General features: G+C 59.2%; 12 protein-coding genes. 11 read left to right on the top strand and 1 reads right to left on the bottom strand.

Going from position 1 to position 18146, the window contains the following annotated elements; genetic code table 11:
• Nucleotides 1–265 precede the first annotated feature (265 nt).
• The 10 genes from IPM39_23220 to IPM39_23265 all read left to right on the top strand — a co-directional run bounded on the left by IPM39_23220 (nt 266) and on the right by IPM39_23265 (nt 16046).
• Nucleotides 266–2143 (top strand): polymer-forming cytoskeletal protein, encoded by a 1878-nt coding sequence (locus IPM39_23220; protein MBK8988945.1) that lies wholly within the window; start codon nt 266–268, stop codon nt 2141–2143.
• Nucleotides 2144–2219: 76 nt separating this feature from the next.
• Entirely contained in the window at nt 2220–3098 is an 879-nt protein-coding gene (mtnP, locus tag IPM39_23225; GenBank protein ID MBK8988946.1) for an S-methyl-5'-thioadenosine phosphorylase, read from the top strand.
• 7 nt (nt 3099–3105) lie between these two features.
• Nucleotides 3106–4398 carry an FtsW/RodA/SpoVE family cell cycle protein gene (locus IPM39_23230; protein ID MBK8988947.1) on the top strand — a complete coding sequence of 431 codons (1293 nt, stop codon included), beginning with the start codon at nt 3106–3108 and terminating at the stop codon, nt 4396–4398.
• Complete coding sequence (locus IPM39_23235; protein ID MBK8988948.1) at nt 4388–5764, top strand: hypothetical protein; 1377 nt, start codon at nt 4388–4390, stop codon at nt 5762–5764. The genes IPM39_23230 and IPM39_23235 overlap by 11 nt, the downstream gene beginning before the upstream one ends.
• A gap of 146 nt (nt 5765–5910) precedes the next feature.
• Nucleotides 5911–8490 (top strand): PAS domain S-box protein, encoded by a 2580-nt coding sequence (locus IPM39_23240; GenBank protein MBK8988949.1) that lies wholly within the window; start codon nt 5911–5913, stop codon nt 8488–8490.
• 76 nt (nt 8491–8566) lie between these two features.
• Nucleotides 8567–9445, top strand: a complete 879-nt coding sequence (locus IPM39_23245; protein ID MBK8988950.1) for an LLM class F420-dependent oxidoreductase — start codon at nt 8567–8569, stop codon at nt 9443–9445.
• An 81-nt stretch (nt 9446–9526) separates the two neighbouring features.
• Nucleotides 9527–10669 (top strand): acyl-CoA dehydrogenase family protein, encoded by a 1143-nt coding sequence (locus tag IPM39_23250; protein MBK8988951.1) that lies wholly within the window; start codon nt 9527–9529, stop codon nt 10667–10669.
• A gap of 489 nt (nt 10670–11158) precedes the next feature.
• Nucleotides 11159–12454, top strand: a complete 1296-nt coding sequence (locus IPM39_23255) for a 6-phospho-beta-glucosidase (protein ID MBK8988952.1) — start codon at nt 11159–11161, stop codon at nt 12452–12454.
• 123 nt (nt 12455–12577) lie between these two features.
• Nucleotides 12578–13546 (top strand): ATPase, encoded by a 969-nt coding sequence (locus IPM39_23260; protein ID MBK8988953.1) that lies wholly within the window; start codon nt 12578–12580, stop codon nt 13544–13546.
• A 103-nt stretch (nt 13547–13649) separates the two neighbouring features.
• On the top strand, nt 13650–16046 hold the full coding sequence (locus IPM39_23265; GenBank protein MBK8988954.1) for a N,N'-diacetylchitobiose phosphorylase: 2397 nt from the start codon (nt 13650–13652) through the stop codon (nt 16044–16046).
• Between the two features lie 3 nt (nt 16047–16049).
• On the opposite strand, the gene IPM39_23270 is transcribed toward IPM39_23265, so the two are convergent.
• The gene (locus tag IPM39_23270) at nt 16050–16880 is read right to left on the bottom strand and encodes a ChbG/HpnK family deacetylase (protein MBK8988955.1); all 831 of its coding nucleotides are present in this window, start codon (nt 16878–16880) and stop codon (nt 16050–16052) included.
• 228 nt (nt 16881–17108) lie between these two features.
• Between IPM39_23270 and IPM39_23275 the strand changes: the two genes are divergently transcribed.
• Complete coding sequence (locus IPM39_23275) at nt 17109–18143, top strand: LacI family DNA-binding transcriptional regulator (protein MBK8988956.1); 1035 nt, start codon at nt 17109–17111, stop codon at nt 18141–18143.
• Nucleotides 18144–18146 lie beyond the last annotated feature (3 nt).

An 18146-nucleotide genomic window follows, 5' to 3' on the forward strand; every position in this document is an offset into this window, starting at 1 on the left:
TTTATCTAGCAGGTTGTCGGAAAAGTAGAAAGGGATACACGGATGACACGGATTTAACGGATTTACACCGATTTTCTGGTGATTTATCCGTAAAAATCCGTCGAATCCGTTCAATCCGTGTACCTATCCTGAGTTCTCCGACAGGCTGCTAGCCGCGCTGCTGACAGAATGAGAAAATCACGCCTTTTTAGGTTCCTCTTTAGGCGCGAGCGGTTATAATTGGTACGAATTCAGGTATCAAGTTCAATAACCTGTATAAACGACCATGGCAAGCGGCAGCGTAAAAGCATCTAATCCCAAACGTTTTTCTTTTTTGCGGCGTAAGCAGGCGTGGCGCGAGATCTCTGGCTACCAGGTTGGTAATATCCATGAAACGCAGCCGGTGGCTATCGCCGCCACGGCGACCGTGGTGGGCAATGTCTTTGCGCCGCAGTTGATTGTGGCCGGATTGTTGTCGGGCACGGCCGTTAGCCCGGAAGTGACGGTGCAAGCCGAGGGCCAGATTTGGGGCGACATTTACGCCACGCGGCTGCACGTGGAACAAGGCGGCCTGATTCGCGGTTGGGTCCACACGCTAGACGACGCGGCCTACCAGCTATTGAACGGCCGTCACTCCCCCATAGATCCGCTGCCAGACGACGCCAAAGCCGCGCCAAACGGCTTAAAGCCCGAACACCACCGCCTGCGCGACAACGCCGACCTGGATGCCCGGCGCTGGCTGCAAATGGAAACGGCCGTCGCCCTGGCCGCCCGCACCGAACTAGAAGAAACCTTCGACCAACGCCTGGCCGAAATCGCCGGCGAAGCCACCAATCAACTCACCATCACCCGCGAAGAGTTAAAAACCACCCGCGCCGAACTGACCACCTGGCAGCAGCAGGCCCAAGACAAAAGCAGCCAACTACAACAACGCGACACCCAGCTAGAACGCCAGGGCAGAGAATTGGCCCTGGCCCAAGAAACACTGGCTCACACCAATCAAGAATTAGAGGAACTGCGCGAAGCCTACGCCGCCAAAGAAGCCCTGCTCAAAGAACTTACCCTGGCCAAAGTTGGTGTAGATACCCATCTACACGAAGCCTTACAGCACGTAGACACCCTCACCGGCCGGGTTCACAACATCGAAACCGCCCTCCAGGCCAGCCTGGTACACAGCTCCGACCAGGAAGACGCCCTCCAGCGTTGGCAAGAACTGGCCGAAACCACCGAAAAGCGGGCCGCAGAATTAGAAGTGGAGCTTGCCACCGTCCGGCAGCAGTTGGAGCAGAGCAAAGATCTCAACAATCTGCTGCGTGACCAGCGTAAACAGATCGAAGATGAGTGGGTTCATGCCCAGATTCGCCTGGAAGAGCTGCAAAAACAGCTTGAAAACGAAACCGAGGCCAGCAGAACGCTGCTGGCAGACAGCGATGAAACGATTCGCTCATTGACCAGCCTCAATGCCCAACTAAAGGAGGAACTGGAACCGCTGCAAAACCGCAACGCCATTTTGATGAAACAAATGGAAATGGCAAAGACCAAGTTCTTCAAGCAAGAAGAGGATATGGCGCAGCTGCGCCGCCAATACGCGGAATTGGAAAGCGCCTGGACAGCGGCGCAGGACGAATTGGAAAGAATTCGGCAGCAGCCGACCAAACTATTCTCCTCAGAGCAGCTAGATGACCTGAAAGCACAATTGACGGCCGTCGCCGAAAAAGCAGACAGCTACCAGGAACAAATGTTGTGGCATCAGGCCAATCTGGAAACCAGCCAGGCCGCCTTAAAGAAAAGCCAACAACTGGCCGAACAGCAGGCGGCGCAATTGGCGCAGCAGCAGCAAGAATTGGAACGCCTGTGGCAGCAGATGCAAGACCAACGCGGCCAGGAGCAAGGCGAACTGCGCCTGACAAAAGAAAATCTACGCCAAAAACAGATGCAGTTGGAGGCAAGTGAAGCGGATTTACAGCATCACCTTCAGGAGACGGCCCATCAGGGGCAGCGTTTGGCCGAAATGCAATCTCTGTTAATCGAGCGCGAGCTGCAATGGCAGCAGGCGCAGCAAACGATTGCCAAACAGCAGCAGCTTATCAAACAGATGAAACAAGTTACTGTGGAAAAGATCAGCAGCCTGGAAGCGGCTTTGGCCCAGGCGCGCCGCGAGTGAAAGCCCTGGGGGGCAGGCGTTTCGCCTGCCGGGGCGGACGGGACGTCCGCGCTCCCATGTTCACAGGAGACAACACGTGACAAACATCGAATTGGCCGTCATCGGCGGCAGTGGTCTGTATAACATGCCAGACCTGACAAATGTGGAAGAAGTGGAGATTGATACTCCTTTTGGCAAACCTTCGGACAAGTTGATATTGGGCAGTTTATACGGCCGTCGCCTACTCTTCCTGCCACGCCACGGCCGTGGCCACATCCTGAACCCCAGCGAAGTGCCTTATCGCGCCAACATCTACGCCCTGAAAACATTGGGCGTGCGTTACGTGGTAGCCGTCAGCGCCTGTGGGTCGCTGCGCGAAGATTATGCCCCGGGCCACGTGGTTATCCCCGACCAGATTTACGACAACACCCGCAAGCGCGAGAGCAGCTTCTTTTTCGGTGGATTGGTGGCCCACATCAGCCTGGCACGGCCGTTTTCGCCCGAATTGAGCGCGGCGGTGGAGCAGGCCGTGCGGGCCTGCGGCGGCACCGTCCACAACGGCGGCGCGTTTGTCACCGTCGAAGGACCGCGCTTTAGCACGCGGGCCGAATCCAACGTTTATCGCCAATGGGGCATGGACATCATCGGCATGACCACCAGCCCGGAAGCCTTCCTGGCGGCCGAAGCGGAGATGGCCTACGCCTGCATGGCCCATATCACCGATTATGACGTGTGGCACGACAGTGAAGCGCCGGTAACAGTGGAACAGGTGATCCGCGTCCTGCGCCATAACACCGAGATAGCGCAGCAGGCTTTGCGCTATCTTGTCAGCCACATGGGCGAGTGGGTCGGCGAATTTGCGGCCCATTCCGGGCTGCGCGACGCGCTCATCACCGACCGCAGCCTGATTCCGGCGCAGACCAAAGCCACGTTGGCCCCGCTGATCGGCCGGTACCTGGACCAGACGGCAAGCTGACGGCCGTATGCAACTTTTTGCCCTGGAAGAAGCGCAAGAACAAAACGGCCGTCGTCAGGCTGTCCTGCTCCTGCTGGTTGCCGCCTTTGTCTGGCTCAACGCCCTGGCCCTCAGTCTGGCGCTGGATGGGCGGCTGCGCTGGCAGCATCTCTGGGCGCCGGGGGTGTGGCTGCTGTTAATGGGCGCAGCCCACTTCAGCCTGCACTACTTCAAACCCCGCCGCGACCCCTTCCTGCTGCCGCTCATTGCTCTGCTAACCGGCTGGGGGTTGGTGCTGATTGACCGGCTGGCGGTGAACTTTTTGGCGCGGCAGGTGATGTGGCTGGTTTTGGGCACGGCTGTCCTGCTGGCTGTGGCTATTTTGCCGCGCAATTTGCGCCTGCTGCGGCGCTATCGGTACACCTGGTTAACCGGCGGGCTGCTGCTGCTGGCCGCCACGCTGCTGTTTGGCGTCAACCCCTCGGGCTATGGCGCGGCGTTGTGGCTGCCCATCCCCTTCATTGGCCAGGTGTACTTCCAACCGTCGGAACTGCTGAAGCTGCTGTTGATCGTCTATTTAGCCAGCTATTTTGATGAACGCGAAGCGCTGTTGGCCGCCAGCCGCGAAAGAGGTTGGGCCGATATGTTATCTTATCTGGCGCCGCTGCTGCTGATGTGGGGTTTTTGCATTGTGCTGCTGGTGTGGCAGCGCGATTTGGGCGCGGCAACGCTGTTTTTTATTGTCTTTCTGGGGCTGTTGTATCTGGCGACGGGCGACGGCCGTTTTGTGCTGGCCGGCGGTGGGCTGCTGCTGCTGGCCGGGGTCTTCGCCTATTTCGCCTTCGACCTGGTGGCTTTGCGGGTGGAAGCATGGTGGAACCCCTGGCCCGACGCCGATAACCGCGCCTTCCAGATTGTGCAATCATTGTACGCCCTGGCCGCTGGCGGCATTTTAGGCCAGGGCGTAGGGCAGGGCTATCCGGTGTACATCCCGGTGGTCCATTCTGATTTTGTATTCGCGGCCATCGCCGAAGAATGGGGCCTTATCGGCAGCCTGAGCATTGTGCTGGTGTTTGTGCTGCTGGCCTACCGGGGGATGCGATTGGCGCTGTTGGCAAAACGGCCGTTCCGCCGCTATCTGGCCGCCGGTATCACCATCCTCATCAGCGCCCAGGCGTTTCTGATCATGGGCGGCGTCACCAAACTGCTGCCGCTCACCGGCGTTACTCTGCCGCTCATCAGTTATGGCGGCAGTTCGCTGCTGGTCAACAGTGCGATGATGGGCCTGCTGCTTTACATGTCCGGCGTTGATGAAAACTGACCCCTCTTCGACTCACATCCATTACCTGGTGCGCGCCATCTTGCTGGCGTTTACGGCCGTTGCCATCTCCCTGGCGTTTTGGAGCATTGCGCGGGCGCCGGCCATTTTGGCCCGCGCCGACAACCCGCGCCGTGTGGAAGCCGAACTGCGTATTCAGCGCGGCCGCATCTATGACCGCCACGACACGCTGCTGGCTGAATCGCAGCGCACCAACGGCTTTTTCACCCGCCTGTACGCCTTGCCAACGGCCGGCCCGGCGGTGGGTTATTACAGTTTTCGCTACGGCACGGCCGGCGTCGAAGAAGGTTACGACGCCTATTTACGCGGCGAAAGCAGCGACCCCTGGCAGGCGCAAAGCCGCGAGCTGCTGCATCAACCACAAATCGGCGGCGATCTGCGTCTGACGCTGGACGCCACCCTCCAGGCACAGGCCGACAGCCTGTTGGGCGACCAGACCGGGGCGCTGCTGCTGCTGCAATTAGGCGATGGCGGGAGTGACCCGGCCCAGATTTTGGCCCTTGCCAGCCACCCCGGCTACGACGCCAATGACCTGGACAAAGCGTTTGAAACGCTGGCAGCCGACAAGCAAGCGCCGCTGCTGAACCGGGCGACCCAGGGGCAGTACCAACCAGGGCTGGTCACGCAGCCGTTTATCCTGGCGGTGGCGCTGGAACAGGGGATTATTGATCTAAACGAGCCGGTGGCCCACACCAACCGGCCGGTGATGGTGAACGGGGTGGCGACTTACTGCGCCACGCCGCCGCCCGATCCATCCACCTGGGCCGATGTGCTGTACCATCGCTGCCCCGGCCCGATGTTGGACCTGGTAGAGCGGGTGGATCAGGCCGACGTGGCGGCGGCATTGAGCGCGTTTGGCCTGACAGAACGGCCGCAGCTGCCGTTGAATACCGAAACGGCCGTGTCCACGCCCATCAGCAGCACCACCCTGGCTTTAATCGGGCAAGACACGTTGGTGGTGACGCCGCTGCAAGTGGCCGTGGCCTGGGCAGGGCTGGCGGGCGACGGCCGTTTACCCGCCTTGCAGATTGTCAGCGACATACAGGATGAGAACGGAAATTGGCTGGCAGAACCGCCGGCAGAACCAACAAGAGAAACGGCCGTTCCCTCGGAAATTGCCCGCCGCCTGCGCCAGACGCTGCCCACTGGCCCGACCGGCGCGTCGTTCAGCGTGCTGGTCTTGTCCGGGCCAGATGGCAGCACCAATGCCTGGTATCTGGGTCTGGCCCCGGCCGCAAACCCGGCTTACGCCGTGGTTGTGGTCCTGGAAAACAGCAGCGACTTAACGGCCGTCGAGCAGATTGGGCAAGAGATGTTGACGGCCGTAGTCCAGGAGATGCTCCCATGACTTGCCTCTCATTTTCACATGGCTATATTTCTGGTATAGAATGAGGTAGTTATGATCGACAGTCAAACGAAATGGGCCAGCCGATTTACCTGATTCATCACCGACAAACGCGGCAATGACCAAATTTTTGACGGGAGCAGCCCACCTTGGCTAAAAAAAGCATCTTGGACGCGCATCTTTTTAACAGCTATCTCGAGGACGTGGATGATTGGATCTTTTCGTTGGATGAGAACGGCCGTTTTAGCAACGTCAACAAAAAAGTATGCCACGACATGGGTTTGGAGAAGTCTAGCATTATTGGCAAACAACCCATGGATTTTTTAGAAGTGGAAGACAAGGCGCGCATTGCCGCGACGTTGGATGAGATAAGCCACAACAAATCGGTGGATTTTGCCGAAGTGAAAGTCCCTGGGCCAGACGGCCGTCTCTTTTGGCTCGAAGTGCGCGGCCGCATTCTCAGCCGAAACAACCAGGTTTATGGCAGTATCCATATAGCCCGCGACATCACCGAACGAAAACAAGCAGCCATGACCCAACAAAAACTTAATCGAGAAATCACCCTTTTGTATGAAGCCAGCAAACGCCTGGGGCAGTCGCTTAATTTCCCTATGATTTATCAGGCCATTGATGAAGTGATTACGGCCGTTTATGACTGCTCTTTCTTGCTGTTGTACCGCCTTGACCCGACCAACAGGGAGCTAATTTGTGTTCATGCCCGGCAAAACGGACGGCCGTTAGACCATACCCCCGTGCCCCTCGCCATGCTGGGCAGTCAAGACGAAATGCGGCACGGCCAGTCCGTTTACCAGGAATTTGTGCAGTTGATTCGGGGAGAAACGGCCGTCGCCGCCGCCCTGCCCCTGCCAAACCTGTGGCCGCCAAATCCACAACCGCCCCAGGCGGCGCTGCTGCTGCCTCTAAAAGTTGGGGCCGAAATCAGCGGCTTTATCCAGGCGTATCTCAACCAGATTCCCGCCTTTACATCAGATGACGAACGCTTCTGGGAAGCCTTTGCCCAACAAGCAGCCATCGCTTTAGCCAACGCCCGCCTCCTGGCCCAACGCCAATACGAATTACAAGAACGGCAAAAGGCCGAAATGGACGCCCTTCAGCAGCGCGCCGCAGCGGAAACGCTGCGTCAGGCGGCGGCCATCCTAAACTCTTCCCTTTCTTTAGACGTTGTGCTGGCGCGTATCTTGGAACAACTGCGCGTCGCCATTCCCTATGACAGCGCCTCGGTGCAGCAAAAGGAAGGCGACCAACTGGTTATTCGCGCGGCCAAAGGGTTCTCTGACGACCATGCCTTGATCAATATGAACTTTCCGATTACAGCCAATTTGCCCAATGCGCACGCCTTTCGTACTCTGGCGCCGCTGGCCGTTGAGGATATTCGCATCAGCTACCCGGCCTTTGTGGCCCAAGCCAAAGGGTATCAGGCCAACGGTGTCATCTCCTGGTTGGGCGTGCCCCTGGTCGTGGATGAGACGGTTCTGGGCATGATTACGATTGACCGCAACGAGAAACGGCCGTTTTCCGCCGAAGAAATCGCTCTGGTCGCTGCCTTTGCCGACCACGCCTCCATCGCGCTGCGCAACGCCCACCTGTACCATGAAATGGAAGGTTACACCGCCCGGCTGGAGCAGGCCGTCGCCAACCGCACGTCTGAATTGCAGCGCACCACCGACGAGGTACAGGCCATTCTCAACAACAGCCCGGACGCCATCTTGCTGCTCAGTACCGACTATACCATCGAGCGTGTCAATCGGGCCTTTGAAACCTTGTTCAACTATCGCTCTGAAGAAGTCTTGGGTAGGCAGCCCTTCTCCCTGGCGGCGGATGCGGCGGCGGCCCCGTTCAGAGACATCTGCCAAAAGACCCTGGAAACCGGCCAACCACAGCGCCTGGAGATCATCGCCCGGCGCAAAGATGGCCGCCAGGTTGAAGTAACCGCCGCCCTGGCGCCCGTTTTTGAGCATACAAAGATCACGGCCGTTGTATGCAGTCTGCACGACATTAGCGCCTACAAAGAAATCGAACGCCTGAAAGATGATTTTGTCTCCAATGTCTCACACGAACTACGCACGCCCATCGCCAACCTGAAATTGCACCACGACCTCATCAAACTCAACCCTGTCAAACAAGATATTTATCTGGAGCGTCAGGAACGGGAGATTGAGCGGCTGAACATCATCATCGAATCCCTGCTGCGCCTGTCGCGTCTGGACCAGGGGCGGGTGGAAGTCAATTTAACGGCCGTCAACCTCATGGACCTGGCTCAAGATTACGTGCAAGACCGGCTGTCTCAGGCCGAAAGCCTCGGCTTAACGCTGCGGTGGATTGGCGACACCCAGATACCGACGGCCAAAGCGGACGGCCGTCTCTTGGGTCAGGTCATAGGAATCCTGCTCACCAACGCCCTCAACTACACACCCGCCGGTGGGCAAATCACGCTGCGCGGCCATACACGCCAACAGGCCCATCGGTCGTGGGTGGGTCTAAGCATTCAGGACACCGGCCCTGGTATTCCGTCGGAAGAGCAAACGCTCGTTTTCAGCCGCTTTTTCCGCGGCCAGGTCGGCCGCGCTTCCGGCGCGCCCGGAACCGGCCTGGGATTGGCGATTGCCAAAGAAATCATCACCCTCCAGCAGGGGGAAATCGAGTTGCTCCCTTCCGTCGCCGGGCAGGGAAGCACATTTATCATCTGGCTGCCGGTGATGGCGCTGTAGGGACGTACCCTCATCGCCACCCTCCGGCGCGGGGACAAGCCCCACCCCTCTATCTCTTCTCAAGGAGTTAAACCACATGAAAATCGGCGTCGTCTTTCCGCAACTAGAGTTTGGCAGCGATCCGAGTGCTATCCGCGAGTATGCCCAGATGGCCGAAGCGCTGGGCTATAACCACGTCCTGGCTTACGACCACATCCTGGGCGCAAATCCAGATCGGCCCGGCGGCTGGCAGGGACCCTACACCTACCAAAACAGCTTCCATGAGCCATTTTTGCTGTTCAGCTACATGGCTGCCCTCACCAATCACCTGGAATTTGTCACCGGCATCCTCATTTTGCCGCAGCGAGAAACGGTGTTGGTGGCTAAACAGGCGGCGGAACTGGATGTGCTGAGCAACGGCCGTTTCCGTTTGGGCATTGGCAATGGCTGGAACAAGGTCGAATTCACCGCCATGAACCAAGACTTCCACACACGCGGGGGGCGCATAGAAGAGCAAGTAGATGTACTGCGCCGTCTGTGGACCCAAGAACTGGTCACATACAAAGGACGCTGGCACGACATCCCCGACGCCGGCATCAATCCCCTGCCGGTGCAGCGCCCCATCCCTCTCTGGTTTGGCGGCCACGCCGATGCCGTGTTAGAGCGCATCGCCCGTTTAGGCGATGGCTGGTTCCCCAACTACCGCACGGCCGCAGACGCCCGGTCGGCGCTGGATACATTGGCCGGCTACCTGCAAGCCAACGGCCGTGCCCCATCCTCCCTCGGCATTGAAGCCCGCCTGTCCTACGGCAACGGCCGTGCCGACCTATGGCAGCCCATCATCGCCGATTGGCAGGCCGCCGGCGCCACCCACCTGAGCCTCAATACCATGTCCCTGGGATTCGACACCCCGCAGAAACACCTGGCGGCGATGACAGAGTTTGCGAGGGCTGTGTCTGACAGGCTGGCAAGGTGACGGTCTGACAAGGTGGCAAAGTCGCACATTATGTTCGTTGGCAGCGACCGGACACCGAACACTAACAACCAAAGAGGAACCATGAAACGCGAACTATTTAACGGCGAACACACGATGTTTCGGCAGGCGGTGCGGCAGTTTATCGCCCAGGAAGTAACACCCTACCACGCCGATTGGGAAACCGCCGGACAGGTCCCCCGCGACATCTGGCGCAAGGCTGGCGACGCTGGTTTTCTGTGCATGGCCGTGCCGGAAGCCTACGGTGGTCTTAGCGAACCAGACTTCCGCTACAACCTGATCCTGACCGAAGAGTTCATGGCCGCGCTGGCAACCGGACCCGGTTTTTCGCTGCAAACCGACGTTGTTGCGCCCTACTTGTTGAATTATGCCAACGAGGAACAAAAACAGCGCTGGCTGCCGGGCATGGTGCGCGGCGAAACCATCACCGCCATCGCCATGACTGAACCCAACGCCGGCAGTGACCTGGCCGGCATTCAGACAACGGCCGTGCCCCACGGCGACCATTACCTGCTCAACGGCCAAAAAACCTTCATCACCAACGGCATCCTCAACGATCTGGTCATCGTCGCCGCCAAGACAGACCCTACCAGCCGCCACGCCGGCCTGACACTGCTGGTTGTGGAACGCGACATGGCCGGCTATACCCGCGGCCGCAACCTGGACAAAATGGGCTGGCACGCGCAAGACACGGCCGAGCTGTTTTTCCAGGACGTGCGCGTACCGGTGACCAATCGGCTGGGTGAAGAGGGCGCGGGCTTCATCTACCTGGTGCAAAATTTGCCCCAGGAACGGCTCTCTATTGCGGCGGCGGCCGTCGCCCAGGCCCAGGCCGCCCTGGACCTGACCGCCCGCTACTGCCAGGAACGCACCGCCTTTGGCCGGCCCATCGGCAAGTTCCAAAACAGCCGCTTCAAGCTGGCGGAGATGAAGACGGAGTTGGAGATTGCCTGGGTGTTTTTGGACCGCTGTGTGCTGGCCCACAATGCTGGGGAGCTAACGGCCGTAGACGCCGCCATGGCCAAATGGTGGACCACCGAGCTAAACAAACGGGTTATTGACCAATGTTTGCAGTTACACGGGGGCTATGGCTATATGAAAGAGTACCCCATCGCCTGGCTCTACACCGAAATGCGCTGGCAAACCATCGGCGGCGGTTCCACCGAAATCATGAAAGATTTGATCGGCCGGGCTATGGGTTTTTAGCTGCACAGCCAGCCAGAAAAGTCTTTTGCTGCGATTGTAGAACGATTTTCCAACTCGCCCAGAGAACGATTTGGAAAATCGTTCTACAAATTCATCCCTCTGTTTTCTGTTCTTCTCGCTTGCGCTGCACACTGGGAACAATCGCTGCCACCGCGACGAGAATAATAAAAATCCCCATCACAAATAAACCCAACGGATCCATAGCTTATCTCCTTGCGACCTGGGCATTCAGCCCCTCTGGCCCATTGTCCTGACGAGGGGCCAGAGCGGTGAATGCTCGCCTTGTAAAGTGAATGTGTCTGAACCCTATTTTAACCACTTCCAGCACAGGTCACAAAAAGGTGGGCGCGCAGCGGCCGTCGTGAACATCCCATGAAATCACCCCAACAGAACCCGTAAATCAACCGATGGTGACATTTTTGTCACCTTTTCGCCTTTTCAAGTATAAAATACACCCTTTGTAAAATCGCCCAACAAGGAGGGCTGACTTTGAAAGTAACGGTTATTGGCGGCGGCTCGACGTATACGCCGGAGTTGGTGAATGGGTTTCTGGATCGCGTGGCGCAGTTCCCACTAACAGAACTGTGCCTGATGGACATTGACGCGCACCGTCTGGAAATTGTGGGCGGCTTCGCCCAACGGATGGCAGCGGCAAAAGGCGCGCCCTTCACCGTAATCCTCTCGACCAACCAGCGAGAGGCGGTGAAGGATGCAACCTATGTGACGACCCAACTGCGCGTGGGGCAAATGGAAGCGCGCCGTGAAGATGAATATCTCGGCCGGCGACACGGGCTGATCGGCCAGGAGACGACCGGCATTGGCGGCATGGCGAAGGCGCTGCGCACCATCCCTGTTATCCTGGACATTGCCCGCGACATGCAGGCGGTGGCGCAGCCGGGGGCGATGCTGGTGAACTTCACCAACCCGGCCGGGCTGGTGACCCAGGCCCTCAGCCAATACGCGCCGCAGACGCCCAGCGTCGGCGTCTGCAACGTGCCGATCACGGCGAAGATGATGATTCTGAGCCACCTGGAAAAGGCGATGGGGCGCTCTTTGGACCCAAACCAGGCGGAGCTAAAGACGTTAGGGCTGAACCATCTTTCCTGGCATCATGGCTTTACCCTGGAAGGTGAAGATGTCTGGCCGCAGGTGTTGCAGCAGCTTCAGACGGCGCTGCGCGGTGAGGCAGAGCCGGAATGGCCGCCGCGCCTGATCGAATCGCTGGGCATGATCCCCAATTACTACTTGCACTACTTTTACGGCACGGCGAACAAGCTCAAGGAGCAGGCCAACTGGCCGCCTTCGCGGGCGGAAGAAGTGATGGAGGTAGAGAAGGGGCTGCTGGCGCAGTACGCTGATCCGGATTTGCAGGCGCCGCCGGCCGACCTGATGAAACGAGGCGGCGCGTGGTATTCCACGGTGGCGACGCAGCTCTTGAACGCCCACTACAACGACCTGGGCGAAACGCATGTGGTGAATCTGGCGCATGGCGGGGTGGTGGCCGGTTGGCCGGCCGATTGGGTGTTAGAAATGCCAGCCGTCGTCAGACGCAGCAGGATCACGCCTCTGCCGGCCCAACCACTGCCGCCGGCGCAGTTTGGCCTGCTGGCGCAGGTGAAGGCGTATGAACTGCTGACGGTGGAAGCGGCCGTTTCCGGCAGCCGGGAAGCCGCTTACCAGGCCATCCTGGCCCACCCTCTGGGACCGACGGCCGACCGCGTGCAGGCCGTATTGGACGATATGTTGGAGACCCACCGGGCATATTTGCCACAGTTTTGGGCCTAAGCGACAACGAAACTAACGGCCGTAAACCGAAGGCCGTATCCCGTTTTTCGTTGGCAGTTGCCAGAGGCAGCGCCCTTCGGATTACGGATTACCGAACAAATACAGTAGAAATTGGGAACTGCTATGCGCTACTATTTGGGGGCTGACCTGGGCAGTACAAAAACCCACATCGCCATCGCCGACGAGGCGGGGCAGGTGGTAGGGTTTGGCCGGGGCGGAGCCGCCAACCCGCAAGGGGTTGGTTATGATGGCATGTTGCACGCCCTCCAGCAGGCTTTGCAGGAAGCGTTGGGGCAGGCGAGCATCCCGGAAACGGCCGTTTCCGGCGCAGGTTTTGGCATAGCCGGCTACGATTGGCCGTCGGCTAAACCGGCGATGACGGCCGTTATTGCCAAACTCGGCCTCGACTGTCCCATCGGCCTGGTCAACGACGCCAGTCTGGCCCTCTTCGCCGGGGCGGAAAACAGCACCGGCGTCAGTCTGGTTGCCGGCACAGGCTGCAACTGCCGCGGCTGGGACCAGCAACGGCAGCGCGAAGGGCGCGTGACTGGCTTCGGCTACTGGATGGGCGAATTTGCCGGAGCATCGGAACTGGTGTGGCGGGCGATGCAGTTGGTGGCTTTTGAGTGGACGCAGCGCGGCCCGGCGACAGCCCTGTCCCCCATCTTCATCGAATATGCCGGGGCCGACGATCTGACCGATTTGCTGGAAGGGTATACCAACGGCCGTTACCCCATAGAAGCCCAGGCTGCTCCCCTCATCTTCAAGGCTGCCCGCCAGGGAGATCAGGTAGCCACCGACCTGATCCGTTGGGCCGGCGTGGAATTGGGCGAGATGGCTAAGGCGGTCATTCGCCAGTTGGAATTTGCAGAACGCGCGTTTGATGTGGTGCTGGTCGGCAGCATGTTTGCAGGTGGCCCAATGCTTATTGAACCGATGTGGCAGACCATCACCCAATTTGCGCCCCAGGCCCGGCTGGTGCGTCTGGCCGCGCCGCCGGTGTTGGGCGGCATCATACTAGGCATGAACCAGGGCGGGTTGGCCGTCACACCGGCCGTCCGCCGGCGATTGTCGGTAATCCGTATTCCGTAGGGCGCTGACTTTGGCAAATGTCAGCTGAATATGGAATACGGGATACGGAATACGACCATTAGACTATTTTAATTCAATGACTACGCGACAAAAGGAATCTGCCATGCAATACGGACATTTCGACGACCACGCCAAAGAATACGTCATCACCCGGCCGGACACGCCACAATCGTGGAGCAATTATCTCGGCTCAACCGAATATGGGGCTATTATCACCAACAATGCCGGCGGTTATGGCTTCTACAAATCGGGCGCGCACGGCCGTTTCCTGCGCCTGCGTTTCAACAGCGTACCAATGGATCAGCCCGGCCGTTATTTCTACCTGCGCGACAACGACAGCGGCGACTACTGGTCAGCCTCCTGGCAACCTGTCGGCAAACCCCTGGACCAATACGCCTCCACCTGCCGCCACGGCACGGCTTACACCACCATCACCGCCCAATACAACGGCATCAGCAGCGAAGCCACCTACTTCGTGCCTCTGGGCCAGACCTTTGAATATTGGCGGCTCAAACTCACCAACAACAGCGGCCGGCCGCGCCGTCTGGGCGTCTTCTCCTACTGTGAATTTACCAACCAGTGGAACACCGAACAAGATCAGGTGAACCTGCAATATTCGCTCTTCATCGTCAAAGGGGAACTGGCCGATGGACTGCTGCGCATTGCCATCCACGATAACCTTACGCCAGAACCGGGCAGCGCCCAGGCCGATGACGACGTGATGCACACCTGGATGGGGCTGATTGGCGCATCTCTGGACGGCTACGATACCAGCCGCGAAGCGTTCCTCGGTCCCTATCGCGGCTACCACAACCCGCTGGCCGTCGAGCAGGGGTGCTGTGCCAACAGCCACGCCTATGGCGACAACGCCTGCGGCGTGCTGCACAGCAATCTCACCCTTCAGCCCGGCGAAAGCGGCGAACTGCTGGTCATGCTGGGCATCGGCGATGCACGCACGGCCGGCCAGGGCGCTGTGGCCGAATTTGGTTCACTGGAACGCGCCACTCTGGAGCTGCAAAAGCTCAAAGAGAGTTGGCACGCCAAACTGGGCAGCCTGACGGTACAAACGCCCGACGAAGCGCTCAACCACACCATCAACGTCTGGGGCCTCTACAACTGCCTGATCACCTTTGCCTGGTCGCGGGCGGCCAGCCTGGTTTACAACGGCGAACGAGACGGTCTGGGCTTCCGTGACTCGGTGCAGGACATTTTAGGCGTGGCGGCGGCCATTCCCGACGAGGCCCAGGCGCGGCTGGAACTGCTGCTCACCGGCCAGCTTGCCAACGGCGGGGCCATCCCCATCATCAAACCCTTCGCGCATCGCCCCGGTCATGAAACGCCGCCCAACCCGGAAGAATATCGCTCCGATGACTGCCTCTGGTTCTTCAATGCCGTGCCTGCCTTCGTCGCCGAAACAGGCGATTTCGACTTTTACCGCAAAGTGCTGCCCTACGCCGACGAAGGCGAAGACAGCGTCTTCGGCCATTTGCGCCGCGCCCTCGAATTTAATCTGGCGCGTACCGGCCGCAACCACCTGCCCTGCGGCCTTTCCGCCGATTGGAACGACTGCCTGCGCCTGGGCTACTTTGGCGAAAGCCTGTTTGTCGCCTTCCAACTGCGTTTGGGCCTGACCGTGTACGCCGAAATTGCCGGGCGACTGGAACGACCGGACGAAGCCGCCTGGGCTTTAGGCCAGCGGGCGCAGTTGGACCAGGCTATTCAGTCGGCCACCTGGGATGGCGATTGGTTTATCTGGGCCATTACCGAAGATGGTACGGTTTACGGCACGAAGCAGTATGAAGAAGGCCAGGTTTACTTGAATACCCAGGTCTGGGCGGTCATCAGCGGCGCGGCCTCGCCAGAGCAAGCAGAGCGCTGTATGCAGACGGTTTACGATAAGCTGGCCACGCCCTATGGCCTGATGTTGTGCGCCCCGCCACTGGTTAAGACTTCTATTGACGTGATGCGGGCGGTGGTTTTTAATCCCGGCATCAAGGAAAACGCGGGTATTTTTAACCACACCCAGGGCTGGGGGGTGATGGCCGAATGTCTGTTGGGGCACGGGGACCGCGCCTACGAATATTATCGGGCAGCGATGCCCGCCGCTTACAACGGCCGTGCCGAAATTCGCCAGATGGAACCTTATGTACAGGGACAAACAACCTACTCAATCTATTCACCCCGCCCCGGCCATACGCGCACTGCCTGGCTGACAGGCGCGGCCGCCTGGGCTTACTACAGCGCCACACAGTACATCTTGGGGCTGCGGCCCGAGGTGGATGGCCTGCGGATTGACCCCTGCATCCCGGAAGAATGGCCCGGTTTCAGCGCCACGCGCCGTTTCCGGGGCAAGACGGTTGAGATTGAAGTGCAAAACCCACAAGGCGTTTGCCGCGGCGTTCGCTGGCTGACGCTGAACGGGGAACGATTGGCAGGCAATCTGGTCCCGGCAGAGCGGCTGGCAGCCTACAATCGCGTCGAAGTGGTGCTGGGAGCTTAACCCTCACACGGCCGCAAAGGTCGTCAGTGTGATTGTCTGGCTGGCGAGCGCTTCTTGGACGGCCGTATCCGTCAGAGCGGCCAACTCCTGTTGCCGCTGCCGTGCATAGGCGCTGCTGGCTTCCAGTTCAGGGTCGCTGTAGCCGGGATGGCACATCAATTCATAAATACCTGCGGCTGGCAGGCTGCGCAAGATGCGCAGCAGCTCTGCCTGCGTCGCCAGGTCGCCGTAAAAAGTAGCATAAAAGGCGTCGGGGCAGCGCGGCGCAAATTCGGCCAGCAGCCGGGGAGCATACACCCCGGCGATGGCTTGCACCGCTGGCGGCATTCCGGCCATCGCCACCTGGTCCCCCTGCGCCATCACCTGGCGAATGGCGCAGCCATATTCTTGCGCCAGTTCCAGCATGGCCCGGAACAACCCTTCGCTGAAGTAGGAAGAATGGTGGTGAGAATCCAGATGGGTCGGTTTACGCCCTGTCACCTGGATGAAGCGCTCGATCTGCGCCCGCCATTCGGCCTGCGCTTCGGCCGGGTCCACCTCTGCCAGCCGCGCCGTGAGTTGGGCCAGTGTGTGGAATGCGCCATCGCTGGTAGTAAGGCTGGGGAGTTGGCTGGCGGGCAGCAACGGCCGTCCGGCCGTCAATACCAGATGCACCCCCAACCCCAGGTCCGGCGTTTCTTGCAGCGCCAGGGCCAGGTCAGCCACCACGTTGTCGAAATTCATCATGCAGGTGGTGGAGCTGACGATGCCGCGCCGGTGGGCATCGCGGATGCCATGAGAAATGTTGGGGGAACGGCCGTAATCATCCGCATTCACGATCAATTTTGCCCTCATGCTGCTAACCCTCCAAAACGTTAACCCTCATGATCTGCCCACAAATTTTGCAGGGTGAAATGATACCACACCTCCCACCTATCTTCCGATCTGATGATGGGCGCAGCCGAACCATCGCGCTACAACTTCATAGTTTGAAGATCTATCATTTTGCCAGACTGCATCTCTTTACAAGGCTCGAAAATTATATTAAAATCTTTACTAAATATTCTAAAAGAGGATCGAACTGTGAGCAGCAAAGTCACCATCAACACCATTGCCGAAGCGTGCCAGGTGTCGCCGAGCACCGTCTCGTTGGTCCTCAACGGCAAGCCTGGTGTTTCCACCGAGACCCGCACCCGCGTGCTGGAAGCGGCCCGCACCCTGGGCTACCTACCCTCCCTCTCGCCCACGCCCGCCAGGAATCGTCAGTTAACGGCCGTTGGCCTGGTTGTCAAAAGCGAACCCGGTCTGCTGCCGACGGCCAACCCCTTCTATTCACAAATCATCACCGGGGTAGACGATGCCTGCCGCGACATGGGCATCAATCTGTTGTTCGCCATGCTGCCGGTGGACGAAAACAACCTGCCGCCGCGCCTGCCGCCGCTGATGGAAAACAGCAATTTGGATGGCCTGCTGATGGTGGGCGCATTTGTAGACCAGACCATGCACGCCTTTTTAGGCCAACGTAACCTGCCCATCGTCTTGGTGGATGGCTACTCCGATACAGAGCGTTTCGACATGGTGGTCAGCGACAACTTCCGCGCTGCTTATCAGGCCGTAGAATATCTGATTGCCGGCGGTCACCGGCATATTGGACTGGTGGGCAGTGAACCGGGATGCTACCCCAGTCTGCTGGAGCGGCGCAATGGCTACCTGCGCGCCCTCAAAGAGCAAAACAGCCCCCACACCTACCTGGCCGATTTTAATGTCAACCGCTCGCAGGGGGAGGCGGAGACGCTTCGTCTGCTGCAAGAAAATCCACAAATCAGCGCGCTGTTTTGTGTCAATGACAACGTGGCCCTGGGTGCGCTGCGGGCGGCAAGGCAGATCGGGCGGCGCGTGCCGCAAGACCTCTCCATCGTGGGCTACGATGACACGTATCTGGCGACCAGCATTTCGCCGACGCTGACAACCATGCGGGTGGACACGCTGGCAATGGGGCGCGCGGCCGTGCATCTGCTGGCGCTGCGGCTGGCAAAGCCAGACGCGGCGCGGACAACAGTGATCATTCATCCGGAATTGGTGGAGCGGGAATCAGCTTCACCACTGAACGGAATTTAAGAC

Origin of the sequence: Candidatus Leptovillus gracilis, from assembly GCA_016716065.1 — a bacterium.
GTDB lineage: Bacteria > Chloroflexota > Anaerolineae > Promineifilales > Promineifilaceae > Leptovillus > Leptovillus gracilis.

Excerpts from the sequence above, each read along its gene's own strand:
- IPM39_23220 (MBK8988945.1), top strand. The coding sequence starts at position 266 with ATGGCAAGCGGCAGCGTAAAAGCATCTAATCCCAAACGTTTTTCTTTT.
- IPM39_23230 (MBK8988947.1), top strand. The coding sequence starts at position 3,106 with ATGCAACTTTTTGCCCTGGAAGAAGCGCAAGAACAAAACGGCCGTCGT.
- IPM39_23235 (MBK8988948.1), top strand. The coding sequence starts at position 4,388 with ATGAAAACTGACCCCTCTTCGACTCACATCCATTACCTGGTGCGCGCC.
- IPM39_23245 (MBK8988950.1), top strand. The coding sequence starts at position 8,567 with ATGAAAATCGGCGTCGTCTTTCCGCAACTAGAGTTTGGCAGCGATCCG.
- IPM39_23250 (MBK8988951.1), top strand. The coding sequence starts at position 9,527 with ATGAAACGCGAACTATTTAACGGCGAACACACGATGTTTCGGCAGGCG.
- IPM39_23260 (MBK8988953.1), top strand. The coding sequence starts at position 12,578 with ATGCGCTACTATTTGGGGGCTGACCTGGGCAGTACAAAAACCCACATC.
- IPM39_23265 (MBK8988954.1), top strand. The coding sequence starts at position 13,650 with ATGCAATACGGACATTTCGACGACCACGCCAAAGAATACGTCATCACC.
- IPM39_23270 (MBK8988955.1), bottom strand. The coding sequence starts at position 16,880 with ATGAGGGCAAAATTGATCGTGAATGCGGATGATTACGGCCGTTCCCCC.